Raw genomic sequence first — 17128 nt, 5'->3', positions numbered from 1 at the left:
TAAAGATAGGTTTTGGCACAGACGAGAGAGGCACAATGCTAGAAGCCCCCATTCCCCCCGATGAGGCATTGCGGTTGGAGACCCTGCGGCGGCTCTCTTTGCTGGATTCCGAGGCCGAGGAGCGGTTTGACCGGCTGACCCGCATGGCCAGACGGCTGTTCAATGTTCCCATCGCGCTGGTGAGTCTGGTGGATGAAGATCGCCAGTGGTTCAAATCCTGTATCGGGCTGGAGGTCAGTGAGACCGCACGTGACATTTCGTTCTGTGGCCACGCCATCATGGGCAATGAGACCTTCATCGTGCCGGATGCTTCGCAGGATCCCCGCTTTGCCGACAATCCGCTGGTGGTGGGTGGGCCCGGCATCCGCTTCTATGCCGGACAGCCACTGCGGATCGCCAACGGTTGCAAACTGGGGACGCTCTGCATCATCGATACGGTGCCGCGGGAATTGAGCGACGAGGATGTGGGGCTGCTCAAGGATCTGGCGGCGATGGTGGTGCGGGAGCTCGAAGCGGTGCAGCTGGCCACCATTGATGAGTTGACCCTGATCTCCAATCGGCGCGGGTTCGTGATGCTGGCGGAGAAGAGCCTCTCGCTGGCCGGTCGCTTGCAGATGCCGCTGGCGCTGCTCTATCTGGATCTCAATGGCTTCAAGGGGATCAACGATCGGTGGGGGCATGCAGAAGGGGATCGGGCCCTGATCGCCTTTGCCACTCTGCTCAAGCAGGCTTTTCGGGGCGCAGACGTGTTTGCCCGCATGGGCGGCGATGAGTTCGCCGTCCTGTTGCCCAATGTGCTAGAGGCGCAGGCACAACTAGCCTATGAGCGTTTCAATGCCATGTTGGCCGAGCACAATCAGCACAGTGGTTGCGGCTATGCGCTGACCTGCAGCACCGGGATTGTCTGCTATGACGGGCGCGGCTGTGTCTCCCTGGCCGAGCTGCTCACCAGCGCGGATGAGCTGATGTATCAGCGCAAACGGGATGGCAAGGGCTGACTGCTATGCCGGATTAGCCGCCACCAAAACAACAGAGAGCGCCACGGCGCTCTCTGTTGTTGAGGACTCAGGTCAAGGTCGGGGTCAGAGCCGGAAGTTGCCGACCAGCTTGTCCAGCTGACCGGAGAGCTGCTGCAGGCTGCGGCTCGATTCGGTCAGCTGGTGGGCGATATCGGCGGTTTCCATGGTGAGCTGGTTGATGTCTTCCACGTTGCGGTTGATCTCGCCGACCACACTCGACTGCTCCTCGGTGGCGGTGGCGACCTGGATGTTCATGTCGTTGATCTGGGTGATATGGGCGGTGATCTGGCCGAGGGCGGCGTTGGCCTCATCGGCCTGGCTCACCACCTCCAGACTCTGGTTGCGCCCCTGCGCCATGGCGCTGACAGCGCGGGCACTTTGCTCCTGCAAGCGGTTGATCATCCCCTGGATCTCGGCGGTCGAGGCGGCGGAGCGGTTGGCCAGATTGCGCACTTCATCTGCCACCACGGCGAAACCGCGACCCTGTTCACCGGCGCGAGCGGCCTCGATGGCGGCGTTCAGTGCCAGCAGGTTGGTCTGCTCCGAGATGCTGCGGATGGTTTCGAGGATGCTGCCGATGGAGTCGGTCTGGCTCGCCAGCGACTCGATAACCCCGGCCACCTGCTCAATCTCGCCTGAGAGGTCGACGATGCCGTGGCGCGCCTGCGCTACCACTACTGCCCCTGCATCGGCCTGATCGTTGGCCTGTCTGGCTACTTCGGCTGCCAGCGAAGCGTTACCGGCGATCTCGCTCACCGTGGCCCCCATTTCGTGGATGGCGGTGGCCACCTGCACGGTGCGGTCACGCTGGGCAGTACAGTTGTGCTGGGTCAGCTGCGCCTTGTTGGCCACCTCGTTGGCGGTGGCCGCGAGCTGGCGGGAGTTCTCCGCCACCTGCTCGATGGAGCCGTGGATCTTGGCGACGAAGTTGTTGAAGCCGGTGGCGACCTGACTCAGTTCGTCACGCCCCTCCACTTTCAGGCGCTGGGTAAGATCCCCATCGCCGCTGCCCAGCTCCTTGAACAGGCGGGCCAGCTCGTTGAGCGGGCGGCTAACCGAGCCTGCCAGCAGCATCCCCATCAGCCCCATGGCGAGCGCAATCACCAGCGAGATCATCAGGATCTCGTTGCGGGTCTGATCCAGCTCGGCATAGATCTCGGCTTCTGGCACCTGGGCCACCAGATACCAGTCGAGCAGCGGGATATAGCTGCTGGCCAGTACCATGGGCTCGCCATTGACTTCGGCGTTGATGACGGCAAAGGGGCGTTTGGCCAGCAGGCTGCCGGTATCACCACTGGCAATGTTGCCAAGTGTGTCACGCTCGATGCGGTTGGCCTCGGGGTGCAGCTTCACCTTGCCGCTGCCATCGACCATAAAGACGATGCCGCTCTCTTCCAGCCGGAAGTTGGAGACCATGGTCACCATGGTGTCGAGGGATTTTGCAAAGCCGGCCAGCCCGCGCCCGTAGAGCTGCTGGAAGTTGACGAACAGCTTCACCTCGCCGTTGCTCTCGCGGAAGATGCTGAGGGTCATCTCCTTCTGGCTCTTGGTGTAGTCATAGAACCAGGCATCTTGCGTGGGGGTCAGGTTGCGCAGAAAGCCATCCTGGTTGTAGTAGGCTGCGGTCTGGCGATCGGCGAAGGAGGCGGTCACCAGACCATACTGGTTGGCCACATCCTTGAGCTGGTTGATGAGGATTGGCTCCTGCTCTTTGGGCATGCCCCGATCCACCCAGTCGAGGATGAAGCGGTCGGTGGCCAGTTGGCGTGCGGCCTGGGCGATGCCGTGGAGATCCTGTTCAATCTCCTTGCTGATCCGCTGGGTCAGGTTGGGGAGCTCCTGCTCAAACATCCGGTTTTCGATCAGTTGCTGGGCCGAGCGTTGGCTGAAGTAGCCTACCAGCAGGCAGGAGACGACCACGGCCAGGGTGACCGTGGCCAGTATTTTCTGTTTAAGAGTGAGGGTTGCCAGCATAAAGGTGCTCAAAAGGTTGAGATTGACGACGCTCATATTAGCGGCAGCGCGGCGCTACCCATGAGGCTTGCAGCCCTTTATTTGCGGATTACGTTTGCGCTCACAGGGGCGGCGGTGTGCCCCTTCGCCATGCAGCACAGGCGGGATGCGGATTGACGGTTGCGCTAACTGCCGGGCCCCTTATAGTAGAGGCCATCCTTGGTGACTGACCCTCTGAATAATATGGAAAATATGATGCGCAGCTTAGGTGCGGGATGGACCCGTCTGCTTTTGGTGATGCTGGCGGCCTGCCCGCTGCTGGCTGTGGCGGCACAGGGGGATCGCCCGAAAATTGCGGTGGTGCTCAGCGGCGGCGGCGCCAAGGGATCGGCCCATATCGGCATCCTCAAGGTGCTGGAGCAGAAACGGATCCCGGTTGACATCATAGTCGGCACCAGCATGGGCTCTTATGTGGCGGGGATGTATGCCATGGGGCTCAGTGCCGAGGAGGTGGAACGCACCACTTTGGCCATCGACTGGAACAAGGGGTATCAGGACAAGGTTGGCCGCGACGAGCTGTCGTTGCGTAAAAAGCAGCAGAACGAACAGTATCAGCTGCGCACCGACATCGGGGTGAATGGCGATACCACCCAGTTGCCGGACGGTTTCTTCCAGGGCCAATCCATGGCCAGCCTGCTGCGGGGGGCCACCTCCAACCTGCCGGTGCAGGAGAGCTTCGATGATCTCCCCATTCCCTACCGCGCCATGGCGACCGACATGGAGACGGTCACCCCCTTTGTGCTGGATCACGGCAGCCTGGCCAAGGCGATGCAGGCCTCTATGTCCATTCCCGGCGCCCTCAAGCCGGTGGAGTGGGAGGGGCACATCCTGGCGGACGGCGGCAGCGTCAACAACATGCCGGTGGATGTCGCCAAGGCGATGGGGGCCGACGTGGTGATCGCGGTGGATATCGGTGCCAAGCTGCGTACCCGGGAGTCCCTCAAGTCAGGGTTGGCGATGATCGACCAGCTCACCACCTACATGACCCAGGTGGGCACCGACAAGCAGAAGGCGCTGATGGGACCGAAGGATATTCTGATCGCCCCCGAGTTTGGCGATATGGGGATCGCCGACTTTGCCCGGATGCCGGAGGGGATCAAGATCGGTGAGACGGCGGCTGACAAGGTGTCGCTGCAACTCGATAAGCTGTCGCTCACCAAGGCGCAGTACAACGCCTATCGCAACCAGAAGCTGAGCCGCCGTGCCGAGCGTAGCGGTCAGCCCGCCTACTTCATCGACAAGGTGGAGATCATCAACAAGTCGCGCCTCTCCGACGAGACGGTGCGCGCCATGCTGAAAGTGCGGCCGGACAAGGTGCAGACCAACGAGAGTCTGGAAGCGGGCATTCGCCGCCTCTATGCCCTTGAGTCGTTCGATCGCATCACCTACGAGGTGGAGGAGCGTGACGGGGAGAACGTGCTGCTGGTGGATGCCAGCGAGAAGAACTGGGGGCCGGGCTACCTCAACTTCCAGTTCGGTTTCACCGATGACTTCGAGAACACCTCCAACTACAACGTCGGCATGTCCTATACCCTCACCAACGTCAACGAGTGGGGGGCGGAGTGGCTGACCGAGGCGTCGCTGGGCACGGCCAAACATATCAAGACCGACTTCTATACCCCGCTCGAACCCTCCCAGACCTTCTATGGTGAGGCGAGTCTGGCCTATGACCAGACCCTGCGCCGCCTGTTTTTCCCCAATCCGGATCCCGAGGCGGTTTCGATAAGCTATCTCGACTCCGAATACTCCTTCTTCAGCGGCGATCTGGCGGTGGGCTGGAACCGCCAGCCCTGGAGCCGGTTGTCGATGGGGCTGGAGGGACAACTGGGTACGATTGATGTGAAGAACTTCAAGGGGCTGGAGATGGATGCCACGGCGTGGGGCCCCTATGTCCGCTTTGAACACGACAATCTGGATAGCCGCTATTTCCCCTATCAGGGGATGAAATGGGACATGAAACTGGGCCACTCACACGTCAGTGTGGATGGACTCGAGTCAGCAGATGGCCGCAGTGAAGGCTGGAATTATCAGCTCTCGATGATCAAGCCCTGGTCATGGGACAGGCACAGCCTCAACCTGATCCTCGAAGGGGGTGGCTCGGGCAGTGAAGAGGTGGTGCCGCTGCATATTCAGGATCTGGGCGGGCTGTTCCGCCTCTCCGGTTTCCAGCGCTACCAGCTGAGCGGTCGCTATAGCCTGTTTGGTGGCCTGCGCTACATCTATCGGGTGGCAGACAATGACTTTGGTGCCCTCAAGATGCCGCTCTATCTGGGTGGATCTCTGGAGCAGGGGGGGGTCTGGAACAAGGGTGAGGATATCAGTCTGGAGAGCTCGTTTACCGCCGGTTCGCTTTATGTCGGGGTGGAGAGTTTCCTCGGCCCTGTGTTCCTCGGCTACGGCATGGCGGAGGGGGGCAATGACGTCTTCTATCTGCAATTGGGCAGTACGTTCGAATAATGCCGAAATGATGCCAATTTGTTAACTCTGGTTGAGGGCGCTCAATTAATTTTCAAAAAACACCAGCCTGTTTAATTGGTTACGATTTTGTGGTGAATAAGTAAACAGGGTTTGGATTTTAATTAGTCGTTAAAACTTATATAGTGGGGAGCACCCTACGGGGTGTCCCGCAAGGACGATCGCCGCGAGCGTGGGCGAACCCCAAAAAAAGACCAAAGAGGAATTAGTCGTGCTTGAAACATACCGTAAACACGTCGCAGAACGTGCCGCCGAGGGCGTGGTTGCCAAACCTCTGGATGCAGAGCAGGTCGCCGCCCTGGTTGAGCTGCTCAAGAACCCGCCCGCTGGCGAAGAAGACTTTCTGAAAGAGCTGTTGTCCTCCCGTATTCCCCCCGGTGTTGATGAAGCGGCCTATGTCAAAGCCGGTTTCCTCACCGCCGTCGCCAAGGGCGAAGCCCACTCTCCCATCCTGACTGCCGCCGAAGCCGTTGAACTGCTGGGCACCATGCAGGGTGGTTACAACATTCAACCGCTGATCGACCTGCTGGATCACGCCACCCTGGCGCCGCTTGCCGCTAAGGGGCTCTCCCACACCCTGCTGATGTTTGACTCCTTCCACGACGTGGAAGAGAAGGCCAAGGCGGGCAATGTCCACGCCAAACAGGTGATGCAGTCCTGGGCTGATGCCGAGTGGTTCCTCTCCCGCCCCGAGCTGGCCGAGAAGATCACTGTCACCGTGTTCAAGGTGACCGGCGAAACCAACACCGACGACCTCTCTCCGGCACCGGACGCCTGGTCCCGCCCGGATATTCCGCTGCACGCCCTGGCGATGCTGAAAAACGCCCGTCCCGGCATTACCCCGGACAAGGATGGCGCCGTCGGCCCCATCAAGACCATCGATGCCCTGAAAGAGAAAGGTTTCCCGCTGGCCTACGTGGGTGACGTGGTCGGTACCGGCTCTTCCCGTAAATCCGCCACCAACTCGGTGCTCTGGTTTATGGGCGACGACATTCCGTTCGTGCCGAACAAGCGCGCTGGCGGTGTCTGTCTGGGTGGCAAGATTGCCCCGATCTTCTTCAACACCATGGAAGATGCCGGCGCCCTGCCCATCGAAGTGGACGTCTCCAAGCTGGAAATGGGCGATGTGATCGACATCTACCCCTATGCCGGCAAGATCTGCAAACACGGCACCGAACAGGTGCTGGCGCAGTTTGAACTGAAAACCGACGTGCTGATCGACGAAGTGCGCGCCGGTGGCCGTATTCCGCTGATCATCGGCCGCGGCCTGACCGACAAGGCCCGCGAAGCGCTGGGGCTGCCGTTCTCCACCGTATTCCGTCGTCCGCAGCCGGTGGCCGATACCGGCAAAGGCTTCACCCTGGCCCAGAAGATGGTCGGCAAGGCGTGTGGCGTGAAAGGCATTCGCCCAGGGACTTACTGCGAGCCCAAGATGACCACGGTCGGCTCCCAGGACACCACGGGCCCGATGACCCGCGACGAGCTCAAAGATCTGGCCTGCCTCGGCTTCTCCGCCGATCTGACCATGCAGTCCTTCTGCCACACCGCGGCCTATCCCAAGCCCATCGACGTACAGACCCACCACACCCTGCCGGACTTCATCATGAACCGCGGCGGTGTGAGCTTGCGTCCGGGTGACGGCGTCATCCACTCCTGGCTGAACCGCATGCTGCTGCCGGATACCGTGGGTACCGGTGGTGACTCCCACACCCGTTTCCCCATAGGTATCTCCTTCCCGGCGGGCTCCGGCCTGGTGGCCTTCGCCGCTGCTACCGGCGTGATGCCGCTGGACATGCCGGAGTCCGTGCTGGTGCGCTTCAAGGGCGAGCTGCAGCCGGGCATCACCCTGCGTGATCTGGTCCATGCTATCCCCTACGCCGCCATCCAGAAAGGGCTGCTGACCGTCGAGAAAGCGGGCAAGAAGAACATCTTCTCCGGCCGCATCCTCGAGATCGAAGGTCTGCCGACCCTGAAGGTAGAGCAAGCATTCGAGCTGGCGGACGCCAGCGCCGAGCGCTCCGCTGCCGGTTGCACCATCAAGCTGGATAAAGAGCCGATTATCGAGTATCTGAAGTCCAACATCGTGATGCTGAAATGGATGCTCTCCGAAGGCTACGGCGACGTACGCACCATCACCCGTCGCATCAAGGGGATGGAAGAGTGGCTGGCCAACCCGACCCTGATGGAAGCGGACAAGGATGCCGAGTACGCCGAAATCATCGAGATCGATCTGGCCACCATCAAGGAGCCGATCCTGTGTGCGCCGAACGATCCGGACGATGCCCGTCTGCTGAGCGACGTGGCTGGCGACAAGATCGACGAGGTGTTCATCGGTTCCTGTATGACCAACATCGGTCACTTCCGTGCCGCCGGCAAACTGCTCGAGAAGTATCAGGGCGAGCTGCCGACCCGTATGTGGATCGCACCGCCCACCAAGATGGACAAGGATCAGCTGACCGAAGAGGGCTACTACGGCATCTTTGGTCGCGTCGGTGCCCGCATCGAGATCCCGGGCTGCTCCCTGTGCATGGGCAACCAGGCGCGGGTAGCGGAAGGGGCCTCGGTGGTCTCCACCTCCACCCGTAACTTCCCGAACCGTCTGGGTAAAGGTGCCAACGTCTATCTGGCCTCTGCGGAGCTGGCCGCCGTTGCCGCCATCCTCGGCAAGATCCCGACCGTGGCGGAGTACCTGCAATACGCCAAGGCGCTCGATGCCACTGCGGCAGATACTTACCGCTACCTCAACTTCAACGAGATCGCCTCCTACACCAAGAAGGCCGATGCGGTGATCCTGCAACAAGCCGTTTAACGGAGTTCTTGCGCGATTTGCGCGATAAGAAGCCAATAATGCCGCGTATTTACGCGGCATTATTTATTTGTGTGTTATTCACCGTCTTTTTTGAAGATTGTTTGCACGATCCTTGCTAGAGAGATCCAACCACCTGTTTGGTGGTTCGTTTTATAAACGCTTTGGGTTATGTTGTTCGGTTATGTGCGGTAATGATGAGGCATCGTTATCGAGGGAAAGTGGATATCTGTTCACTGGGTGCTTGCGTTGGCAGGCCTGACGAATTGCGGCGTGGTTCTTTATGTTTCTGTTCAGGATCGATCTCTCCCGAACCGGGTTACGCTTCGGCGGTGCCTTGCTGGTCTTTACCCTGCCGCTGCTGGTGGGAGCTTGGCTCATCCACAGCAATTATGTGCAGGAGCTGAAAGCGGAATCCAGCGCCTCGGCCCACAAGGCCAGAACCCTGATGGAGTCGATGCTGGATCATGCGGAGCAGGCCAACCGCTCTGTGCTGCCTCTGGTGAATGCTCCCTGTCGCGACAACCTGCTGGTGCTGCGCAAGAAGGTCGCCATCGAGCCTTTCCTGCGTTCGGTCAATCTGGTGCGAAACGGCATCATCAATTGCACCTCGCTGTTTGGTGAGGCCAATGATGCCGATGACGGCTCCATTTACACCGGCCGCAAGCTGTTGCTGATGAGTGGCAACCGGGTGCGGCAAAATCACCCTCTGCTGGTGGTGCGCACCGAACAGGGCAAGGATGCCGCCTTGAGTGCCATCGACAGTACCCAGCTCAGCTTCATGCTCTCCATGAGCGGAAAATCCAGTGCGCTCTATCTGCAGGTGGGGTCGGCCTGGCTCAATGAGTCTGGCCGCTATCTGAGCGAGGCGCCCACCCTCCATCGCGGGATCAGCCAGGCCCTCACCTCATCCCATTATCCTTTCACCATCCATGCCGGTTATGCCATGCCGGTCTACTGGAAGTCGCTGTGGGCCGCGCGGCATGTGGCGCTGTCGTGGCTGGCTGTTTCCTCGCTTTTGCTGGCTTGGCTGGTGTGGTGGGTACTGGGGCGTCCCGGCTCGCCAACAGATGAATTGCGACGGGCCCTGCGAGCCAGGGAGTTTGTTCCCTACTTGCAGCCGCTGATTGCCAGCCACGACGGCAAGATGATGGGCGCCGAGGTGCTGATGCGCTGGGAGCATGTCAATGAAGGGGTGATCCGGCCCGATCTCTTTATCCCGCAAGCGGAGGAGTCGGGACTGATCGTCCCCATGACCACCCATATCATGAAGCAGGTGGCGACACGGTTGAACCGCTCTCAGGAGCAGTTGCCCGATGGGTTTCATATCAGCTTCAACATCAGCGCGGCTCATTGCCACGATTTTGCCCTGCTGGCCGAGTGCCGCGCCTTCCTCGGTCACTTCCTCCCCGGCAAGGTGGTACTGGTGCTGGAGCTGACCGAGCGGGAGCTGTTGATGTCAGATCCCCAGACCCTCTCCCTGTTCCGCCAGCTGGACGAGATGGGGGTCAAACTCGCCATCGACGACTTTGGTACCGGCCACTCCAGCCTGGCTTACCTGCAGCAGTTTCATGTGGATTACCTCAAGATCGACAAATCCTTTATCGCCCGCATCGGTACCGAGTCACTCTCGGAACATATCGTGGACAACGTGATCGATCTTGCGACCCGGCTCGGTCTGGCTCTGGTGGCGGAAGGGGTGGAGAGCGAGCGTCAGGCTGACTACCTCAGGGCCAAAGGGGTCGATTATTTACAGGGATACCTGTTTGCCCGCCCCATGCCGCTGCGCCAGTTCTGCGAGGAGCTGCTGCCGGAAGAGGCACAAACCCGCCAGCCAGATGGGGTGCGAGGCATCCCGAACGCCACCTGATCTATCGGTGACAGACGGGCGGCCACGCTCCCGTCTGGCAGGGTAGGGGAGTGCTCTCTCCCTATCCCCCCTCGACTGCAGGGGCTTGTTTTTCATGCCTTGCGGCTCGCTTTTCGGTAGAATCAGCGCTCATTTTGACGTCAGTAAAAGATGAGGCGCGGTATGACGGTTCAGTTCCAGGCATTTCACAGCATCAAGGCGATCGGTAATCGGGAGGTGCTGTTCAACTGGTCGAGAACCAATCCCCTCGGCGCGCTGGATCAGGTGTGGCGCCCGAAAAGCCGCGACGAGCTGCAAGCGCTGCTGCGGGAACACCCCGAGCGCAAACTGCGCCTTATCGGCTCCGGCCTCTCTTTTGAGCCCATCCACAGCGTCTATGCCGAGGGCAGTCAGGCGCTGCTGGTGGACTTGCACCACCTGCGCGGCCAGCTGGCCAAAACCGCCGATACCGTGACCTATCAGGCGGGGACGCCGCTCGATACCGTTTATGCCGAGCTGATCGCCATGGAGCGGATGCTGCCCGCATCCCCGGGCGTTATCGGCATCCAGACCCTGGGCGGCGCCCTCAGCACAGGTACCCACGGTCAGGGGCTGCACCAGTCTGCCCTCTGCGATGCGGTGGAGGCGATGACGGTGATGCTGGCCAATGGCGACATCATCCGGGTGGATCGCACCGATCCGCGCTTCGGTGCCTTCGTGATGGGGATGGGGATGCTTGGCATCTTGCTCGACGTCACCCTGCGCACCGTACCGAACCGCATCATGCGCTGCGCCAAGTTCACCACCGACTACCCCTTCCTGCTGGAGCACAACGAACGGCTCAACCGCGAGCACGGCTTCGTGAAGAGCTGGTGGTTTGCCTGGACCGGCGAGAGCCATATCTGGCTGGTGGATCCCGCCTCCGATGAGGAGGTGGCCCGTTACCGCGCCGGCGGCAGCGAGCCGCTGCTGCTGGATGGCGATATCGACGCCCGCATGAATGCCACCATTGATGCCACTTTGCAGAAGATGGCGAAAGACACCAAGGATGAGACGCTGGCTGGCGAGCACTTCGAGACGGTGCGCCGCTTCAAGGATGCCTCCGATCTGGTGGGCAACGTCTACCAAATTCTCTGCAAGGGGATCCCGGCCCCCCAGATCAACTGTGAGGTGGCGGTACCGCTGCATCGGATGAACGAGGCACTGGAGACCCTGCAGGCCTGGCAGGAGGCCAACCCGGGCGTGCTGCACTACCCCTTTATCCTGCGTTGCACCGGCCCTTCCGAGGCCTGGCTAAGTGCCGCTTATGGCCAGTCGGTCTGCTGGATCGGGTTTCTGGTCTATCTGGCGGCGGACGGCACCTTCGTCAACGGCTCCATGGAGCAGATGCGCGAGCTGCAACAACTGCTGGCGCCCCTTGGCGGCATTCCCCACTTCGGCAAGCATCTGGCGATGGATCTCTACGACTTCCCGGCCCTGCTGCCGCGCTGGAACGACTTCGTGGCGTTGAAAGCCGAGCTCGACCCCCACGGCCGCTTTGAAAACCGCTGGCTCAGCGACCTGTTTGCCAACCGGTAAGGATCTGACATGACCGATATGCAAGATACCCGTATCCCAGTGACCCTGCTGACCGGCTTTCTCGGCAGCGGCAAGACAACTCTGCTCAACCACTGGGTCAAGCAGCCCGAGCTTGGCGAGTGCGCAGTGCTGATCAACGAGTTCGGCTCGGTGGGGCTGGATCACCATCTGGTGCAACAGGTGGATGAGCAGGTGATGCTGCTCGACTCCGGCTGCATCTGCTGCTCGGTGCAGGGCTCTTTGGTGGAGGCGCTGCAGGGGCTCTTTATGAAGGCCATCCAGCGCAAAATCAAACCGTTCAAGCGGCTGATTATCGAGACCACCGGTCTGGCAGATCCGGCCCCCGTGCTGTTCACGTTGAGGGAAGAGGGCTTTATCGCCCAGCGCTACCGCTTCGATGGCACTGTTACCGTGGTGGATGCCGGCCATATCGAGCAGCAGTTGGCGGCCCAGTATGAGGCGGTGAAACAGGTGGCGCTGGCGGATCTGCTGGTGGTGAGCAAGGGGGATCTGGTGGACGGCGAGCAGCTGGCGCGGGTCGAAGCCCAATTGGCGGCCCTCAATCCAGCGGCCCCCATCCAGCAGGTGACCAATGGCGAACTGTCGCCAGCGGTGCTGGAGAAGCTCGGCGCCTACAACGAAGCGGCGGGGCGCGATGTGCGCCAGCTGCTGGCCTGGCTGCGCACCGAATCCCCCAAGCAGGGGCTGGCGTCACCGATGCAGCCGAAGATGCAACCGTTCGCCGCCAAGGTAGGCACAGCTGCGCCTACTCACTTCGAGCACGGCAACATCGAGAGTTTCTCTTTGCGTATTGGCGAGCCGCTCAAACCCTCCCGCCTGCTGGCCGCCATCGATGCTGTGCAGGCGCAGTATGGCGATGCCCTGCTGCGGCTCAAGGGGATCTTGCAGCTGGAAGGGGAGAGCCAGCCGGTGGTGATCCACGGCGTACACGGCCAGCTCTATCCGCTGCAGGCGCTGGGCGACTGGCCGGAGGGCAAGGCCCAGTCCCGACTGGTGTTTATCGTGAAAAGTCAGGACAAGGCCGGTATCGAGCAGCTCTTTATGGCGACCCTCAAGGCCCCCGAGCCCACTCTGGAAGAGCGGCTCAAAGCCATGCTGGGTCAGCCCGACAACTGATCTTGCGCGTTGCAGCTCTCCTGCACCGGGTCAGGACGGCGGCGGTTGAACAGCACGAACGCCACCGGCACAAAGTAGAACGAGAGCAGGGTTGCCAGCGCTGTGCCACCGGCGATGGCGATGGCAAAGGGTGGCCAGAAGCCGCCGCCCCCCAGCAATAGCGGGATGAAGCCGCCCACCGTGGTGATGGTGGTCGAGACGATGTGGCGGCTGCAACCGGCCACCAGATCACGGATCTGCGGCAGATTGCCCTGTTGTGCCAGCGGGTCTGCCTTCAGCTCGGCCAGAATGACGATGGCGGCGTTGATGGCCAGCCCCATCAGTCCCAGCAGGGCGATGATCACCGTAAACCCGAAGGGGTAGCCCAGTAGCCAGACCCACAGCAGCCCGAGCCCCGCCGACTGGATCGCCACCAGGGTGACGATGCCTGCCAGCCGGAACGAGTTGAAGCTGAGCACCAGCACGGCCACCAGCAGCACGGCGACCAGGCTGACATGGGCCATCAGATTGCCCACCGATTCATCCCGCTTGGCGGCTTCCCCGCCAAACTCCAGTCGATAGCCTGGCGGCAATGCCAGCGCCTTGGCGGCCAGCCTCTCTTTGACCTGCTCCAGCACAGTTTGCGGCAGTACGCCGACCGCCAGATAGGCCTCCAGCACATTGACCCGCTCACCATCCCGACGGCTGATCTCCCCCCAGCTTGGCAGCAGCTCGGGAGTGGCCAGCGCCCGCAAGGTGAGATTGGCTGCCCCTTGCTGGCCGGTGCCGGTGAGCGACAGCGGCACATTGAGCAGCGCATCCGGATCCTGACGCAAGGGCTCGGCCAGTCGCACCCGTACCGGGATTGACTCGGTGCCTTCCAGCACAGTGCCGCCCAACCTGCCATCCAGTGCGCCCGCCAGCCGGGAGGCCACATCAGTCAGGCTCATGCCTGCCAGTCGGGCGGCCTCCTCATCGACCTGCAACCAGAGTTTGGGGGCCCCTGCCTGCAAGGTGGCGCGGGTCTGCACCACTGCCGGGGTATTGGCGAGCAGACTGCGCAGCTCCTCTCCCAGACGGTGCAGCTGTTCGAGGTCGGGGCCAAACAGCCGCAGCTCGACCGGGGCATTGAAAGGCGGCCCCTGTTCCAGCTTGCGCACCAGGATCTGCGCTTCGGGAAATGTTGCATCGAGCCGCTGCTGCAGTTGTGGAATGAGCCGCTCGGCGGCATCGGCATCCTGCAGAGTGATCATCCCCTGGGCGTAATCGGCCCGCCCCTGTTTTCTGGGTACCAGGTTGTAGTAGAAGCTGGGGGCGTTGTCGCCCACCACCCAATCCTGGCGAACCAGCTCGGGGAGGTTGTCCAGCTCGGCGGAGATCCCCAGTGCCAGCTCGCGAGTGCGCGCCAGGCTCGCCTGTGGGGAGAGGCTGGCCTCGATGTGGATCATGTCCCGGTCGGCAGGGGGAAAGAACTGTTCGGTGAGGCGGCCCGCCACCCAGAAACCGAGCAGGGGCAGCAGACTGACCAGCAGCAGGGTACGCCAGGGGTGAGCCAGCGCCATGGCGATGCTCTGCTGGAAACGGGCGCTCACCCGGGGCAGGTGCAAGCCATCCTGATACCAGCGCCCCCCCTGGTCACTGCCAATCCAGCGGGCTGCGAGGCCAGCCACCAGGGTGTGGGCGATGAGGTAGGATCCCAGCAGCGAACAGATCACCGCCCAGGCGATGCCGCCGACAAACTCGCCTGCGGGGCCCGGCATCAGAATGATCGGCATAAAGGCGAGCATGGTGGTGAGGGTGGAACCCAGCAGTGGCAGCCAGAGGTGGCCGATGGCTTCCAGTGCGGCGGCACTCATGGCCATGCCGTGGCGGCGCTGATACTGCACCCGATCCGCCATGACGATGGCGTTGTCCACCATGATCCCGAGCGCCACCACCAGACCGGTGACCGACATCTGGTGAATGGGCAGATTGATCAGGTTCATGCAGGCGAATGAGAACGCCACGGTAAGCGGCAGCGACAGGGCCACGATAATGGCGGCCTTGACCCCCAAGGTCACCAGCAGCACGGCCACTATGATGAGGAAGCCCTGCACAATGTTGATGAGCAGGGTGTTGAGCCGCTGATCGGTATAACGCTGCTGATCGAAGCTGGTGACGAGGCCGATATTATCCGGCAAGTCCTGTTGCAGCTGGGCCAGCATGGTGTCGACCCGTGCCGACCAGAGGTCGATGCGGTGATCCTGTGCCATGCGTAGGCCGACCACCACGGCCCGTTCACCATTGGCAAAGGCCAGCTGACTCTCCGGCTGGTGCAGGGTACGTCTTACCTCGGCCAGCTCGCCAAGGCGCAGGGTCTGGCCCTGCTCGCCGGTACGCAGCGGGATCTGGCGGATCCGCTCCAGGGTATCGAGGGCGCCACGGATCTCCACCTGAAAGCGATTGTGGCTGCCCTGCAGCTCCCCGGCGGCCACTTTGGCATCGGCACCGCTCAGCGCCTGGGCAAGCTGTTCGCCACTCATGCCGCTGGCACTGAGGGCGAGGGGATCGAACCGCACCTCGATCTCCTCCTGCGGTGCCCCGACCCGCTCGACGTATTCGGTACCCGGCAGCTGGCGAGCCCGGCGCTCCAGCTCGGCACTGTAGCGGGCGAGGCGATCCAGCTGCGGCTGGCCCGGCCCGCGCCAGACTACATTGACCAGCCGGGTGAAGGGGTAGCCCTTCTCGTCATCCAGCCTGGGGGCACTGGCTCCGGCTGGCAGCCCGGCGGCAAGATCTGCCAGCCGATCACGGACTCTGGACCAGACGGGCTCGACATCGCTGACCTCATCCTTGAGCTCCAGATTGATGATGGAGAGACCGGGGCGAGAGCTCGACTCGATCAGCTTGATCTCGCTCTGGGCCCGCAGCCGGTTCTCGATGGGCTCGCTCACCAGCGCTTCCACCCGCTCGGCGCTGGCCCCGGGGAAGTGGGTAACCACGCTGGCAAAACGGCTGGTGAGCTGGGGATCTTCGGTTCTGGGCAGGGTCTGCAATGCCGCAAGGGCGGCCGTCAGCAGCAGCGCGACCGTCAACAGCAGCAGGCGGCCATTCTCGATAAACGGGCGGATCATGACTGTGGCTCCGGATGGCCTGCCTGATGATCCATGCTGGTTGTCAGGGTGACCTGCTGGCCCGGCACCAGTTTATGCAGGCCATCGGTCACCAGCTGTTCCTGTCCATTCAGGGCACCACTTATCCAGGCCCGCTCGCCATCTTGCTGCAGCAGAGTGACGTCCCGACTGACCACCCGGGGTGGCGTTTCGTCGTTGAGCAGATAAAGGGTCCAGCTGCCGCGCAATCCCTGGGTCAGCGCGGTGAGTGGTACCTCGTAGGCGCGGGTGGGCTCGCGGGTCTGATGCAACAGGGTGATCAGTTGCCCCTCTGCCAGTTGTTCGCCGCCCCGGGTCAGCTGGAAGCGGGCGGTGCGGGTGTGGGTCTGCCCGTCCACTTGTACCCCCAGATTAAGCAGGCGCCCCTCCAGTGATTGCTCCCCGCTTTGCAGGGGGTAGTGTTGGCCGACGATCAGGGACTCGGCCTGTTTCACCGGCACGCCGATATCGGCCTCCCACTGGCCGCTGCGGGTCAGGGAGAAGAGAGGCTGGCCTGCGGCCACCACGGCCCCCAATGCCTGCTCGCGGCTGACTACGATCCCGTTGAAAGGGGCGCGCAGCTGTGATTTCTCCTGTTTGACCCGGTTGGCTTCGAGGGCGGCTGCCAGCTGGTTGGCGCTTGCCTCCAGCATGCGGACTTTGCCTTGCTGTTCATCCAGCGCCTGACGGGAGCTGAACTGCTGCTGGCGCAGAGCTGTGAGCCGGTCGAGCGTCTGCCGGGCAAGGGTCAGCTCGGCCTCGTTCTGGGCAGCCCGGGCGGCCAGCTCTTTGGCTTCCACTGCCAGCAGCCGGGTGTCCAGTGTGGCGAGCAGCTCGCCGGCCGCGACCGGCTCTCCGCGTCCCTTGTGCAGGGTAGCAATCCGCCCTGCCAGCTCGAAGCCTACCTGGCTGTGCTCGGGGGCGATCACCCGGCCATTGAAGCGGTGCAGCACCGGGTAGTGATCGCTGGCTTGCAGCGGCTGGGCGATCACCCGGGTCAGGGCGGGTGTTTCTTCTGACTCTGTGACCGGGCTGCAGCCACTCAGTAACAGCGCCAGCAGGATTAAGCAAAGTGTCATGACATCATCCTCTGGTTGACATAACATCAAATCACACCGGTGAGTCTAGTTTTTCGAAACTA

Annotated in this window: 9 protein-coding genes; 6 read left to right on the top strand and 3 right to left on the bottom strand. The window is 62.0% G+C overall.

Annotated elements, in window-relative coordinates:
- Positions 1-35 precede the first annotated feature (35 nt).
- Positions 36-998, top strand: a complete 963-nt coding sequence (locus tag BN1139_RS18475; protein ID WP_005355083.1) for a sensor domain-containing diguanylate cyclase — start codon at positions 36-38, stop codon at positions 996-998.
- Between the two features lie 84 nt (positions 999-1082).
- Here BN1139_RS18475 and BN1139_RS18470 read toward each other — a convergent pair whose 3' ends face one another.
- Complete coding sequence (locus tag BN1139_RS18470; RefSeq protein WP_005355082.1) at positions 1083-2993, bottom strand: methyl-accepting chemotaxis protein; 1911 nt, start codon at positions 2991-2993, stop codon at positions 1083-1085.
- A 234-nt stretch (positions 2994-3227) separates the two neighbouring features.
- Here BN1139_RS18470 and BN1139_RS18465 point away from each other — a divergent pair, with 234 nt between their 5' ends.
- The 5 genes from BN1139_RS18465 to BN1139_RS18445 all read left to right on the top strand — a co-directional run bounded on the left by BN1139_RS18465 (position 3228) and on the right by BN1139_RS18445 (position 12877).
- Complete coding sequence (locus BN1139_RS18465) at positions 3228-5489, top strand: patatin-like phospholipase family protein (RefSeq protein ID WP_005355081.1); 2262 nt, start codon at positions 3228-3230, stop codon at positions 5487-5489.
- A gap of 229 nt (positions 5490-5718) precedes the next feature.
- A complete protein-coding gene (gene acnB / locus BN1139_RS18460; RefSeq protein WP_005355080.1) occupies positions 5719-8316 on the top strand; it encodes a bifunctional aconitate hydratase 2/2-methylisocitrate dehydratase in 2598 nt (865 codons plus the stop codon).
- Between the two features lie 280 nt (positions 8317-8596).
- On the top strand, positions 8597-10183 hold the full coding sequence (locus BN1139_RS18455) for an EAL domain-containing protein (RefSeq protein WP_005355079.1): 1587 nt from the start codon (positions 8597-8599) through the stop codon (positions 10181-10183).
- A gap of 162 nt (positions 10184-10345) precedes the next feature.
- Positions 10346-11740, top strand: a complete 1395-nt coding sequence (locus BN1139_RS18450; RefSeq protein WP_005355078.1) for a D-arabinono-1,4-lactone oxidase — start codon at positions 10346-10348, stop codon at positions 11738-11740.
- Positions 11741-11749: 9 nt separating this feature from the next.
- Positions 11750-12877 carry a CobW family GTP-binding protein gene (locus BN1139_RS18445; protein WP_005355076.1) on the top strand — a complete coding sequence of 376 codons (1128 nt, stop codon included), beginning with the start codon at positions 11750-11752 and terminating at the stop codon, positions 12875-12877.
- Here BN1139_RS18445 and BN1139_RS18440 read toward each other — a convergent pair.
- On the bottom strand, positions 12862-15969 hold the full coding sequence (locus BN1139_RS18440) for an efflux RND transporter permease subunit (RefSeq protein WP_005355074.1): 3108 nt from the start codon (positions 15967-15969) through the stop codon (positions 12862-12864). The two genes, BN1139_RS18445 and BN1139_RS18440, sit on opposite strands and share 16 nt — an antisense overlap.
- Positions 15966-17066, bottom strand: a complete 1101-nt coding sequence (locus BN1139_RS18435) for an efflux RND transporter periplasmic adaptor subunit (protein WP_005355072.1) — start codon at positions 17064-17066, stop codon at positions 15966-15968. The genes BN1139_RS18440 and BN1139_RS18435 overlap by 4 nt, the downstream gene beginning before the upstream one ends.
- Positions 17067-17128 lie beyond the last annotated feature (62 nt).

It is taken from the genome of Aeromonas veronii bv. veronii, assembly GCF_000820225.1.
In the GTDB taxonomy this organism is placed as follows: Bacteria; Pseudomonadota; Gammaproteobacteria; order Enterobacterales; family Aeromonadaceae; genus Aeromonas; species Aeromonas veronii.
Note: the sequence above shows the minus strand (reverse complement) of the source record. Positions and strands in the feature narration are given on the sequence as shown.

Coding starts and splice junctions, on each gene's coding strand:
- BN1139_RS18465 (WP_005355081.1), top strand. CDS start 3,228: ATGCGCAGCTTAGGTGCGGGATGGACCCGTCTGCTTTTGGTGATGCTG.
- BN1139_RS18470 (WP_005355082.1), bottom strand. CDS start 2,993: ATGCTGGCAACCCTCACTCTTAAACAGAAAATACTGGCCACGGTCACC.
- BN1139_RS18450 (WP_005355078.1), top strand. CDS start 10,346: ATGACGGTTCAGTTCCAGGCATTTCACAGCATCAAGGCGATCGGTAAT.
- BN1139_RS18455 (WP_005355079.1), top strand. CDS start 8,597: ATGTTTCTGTTCAGGATCGATCTCTCCCGAACCGGGTTACGCTTCGGC.
- BN1139_RS18445 (WP_005355076.1), top strand. CDS start 11,750: ATGACCGATATGCAAGATACCCGTATCCCAGTGACCCTGCTGACCGGC.
- BN1139_RS18475 (WP_005355083.1), top strand. CDS start 36: ATGCTAGAAGCCCCCATTCCCCCCGATGAGGCATTGCGGTTGGAGACC.
- BN1139_RS18440 (WP_005355074.1), bottom strand. CDS start 15,969: ATGATCCGCCCGTTTATCGAGAATGGCCGCCTGCTGCTGTTGACGGTC.
- BN1139_RS18435 (WP_005355072.1), bottom strand. CDS start 17,066: ATGACACTTTGCTTAATCCTGCTGGCGCTGTTACTGAGTGGCTGCAGC.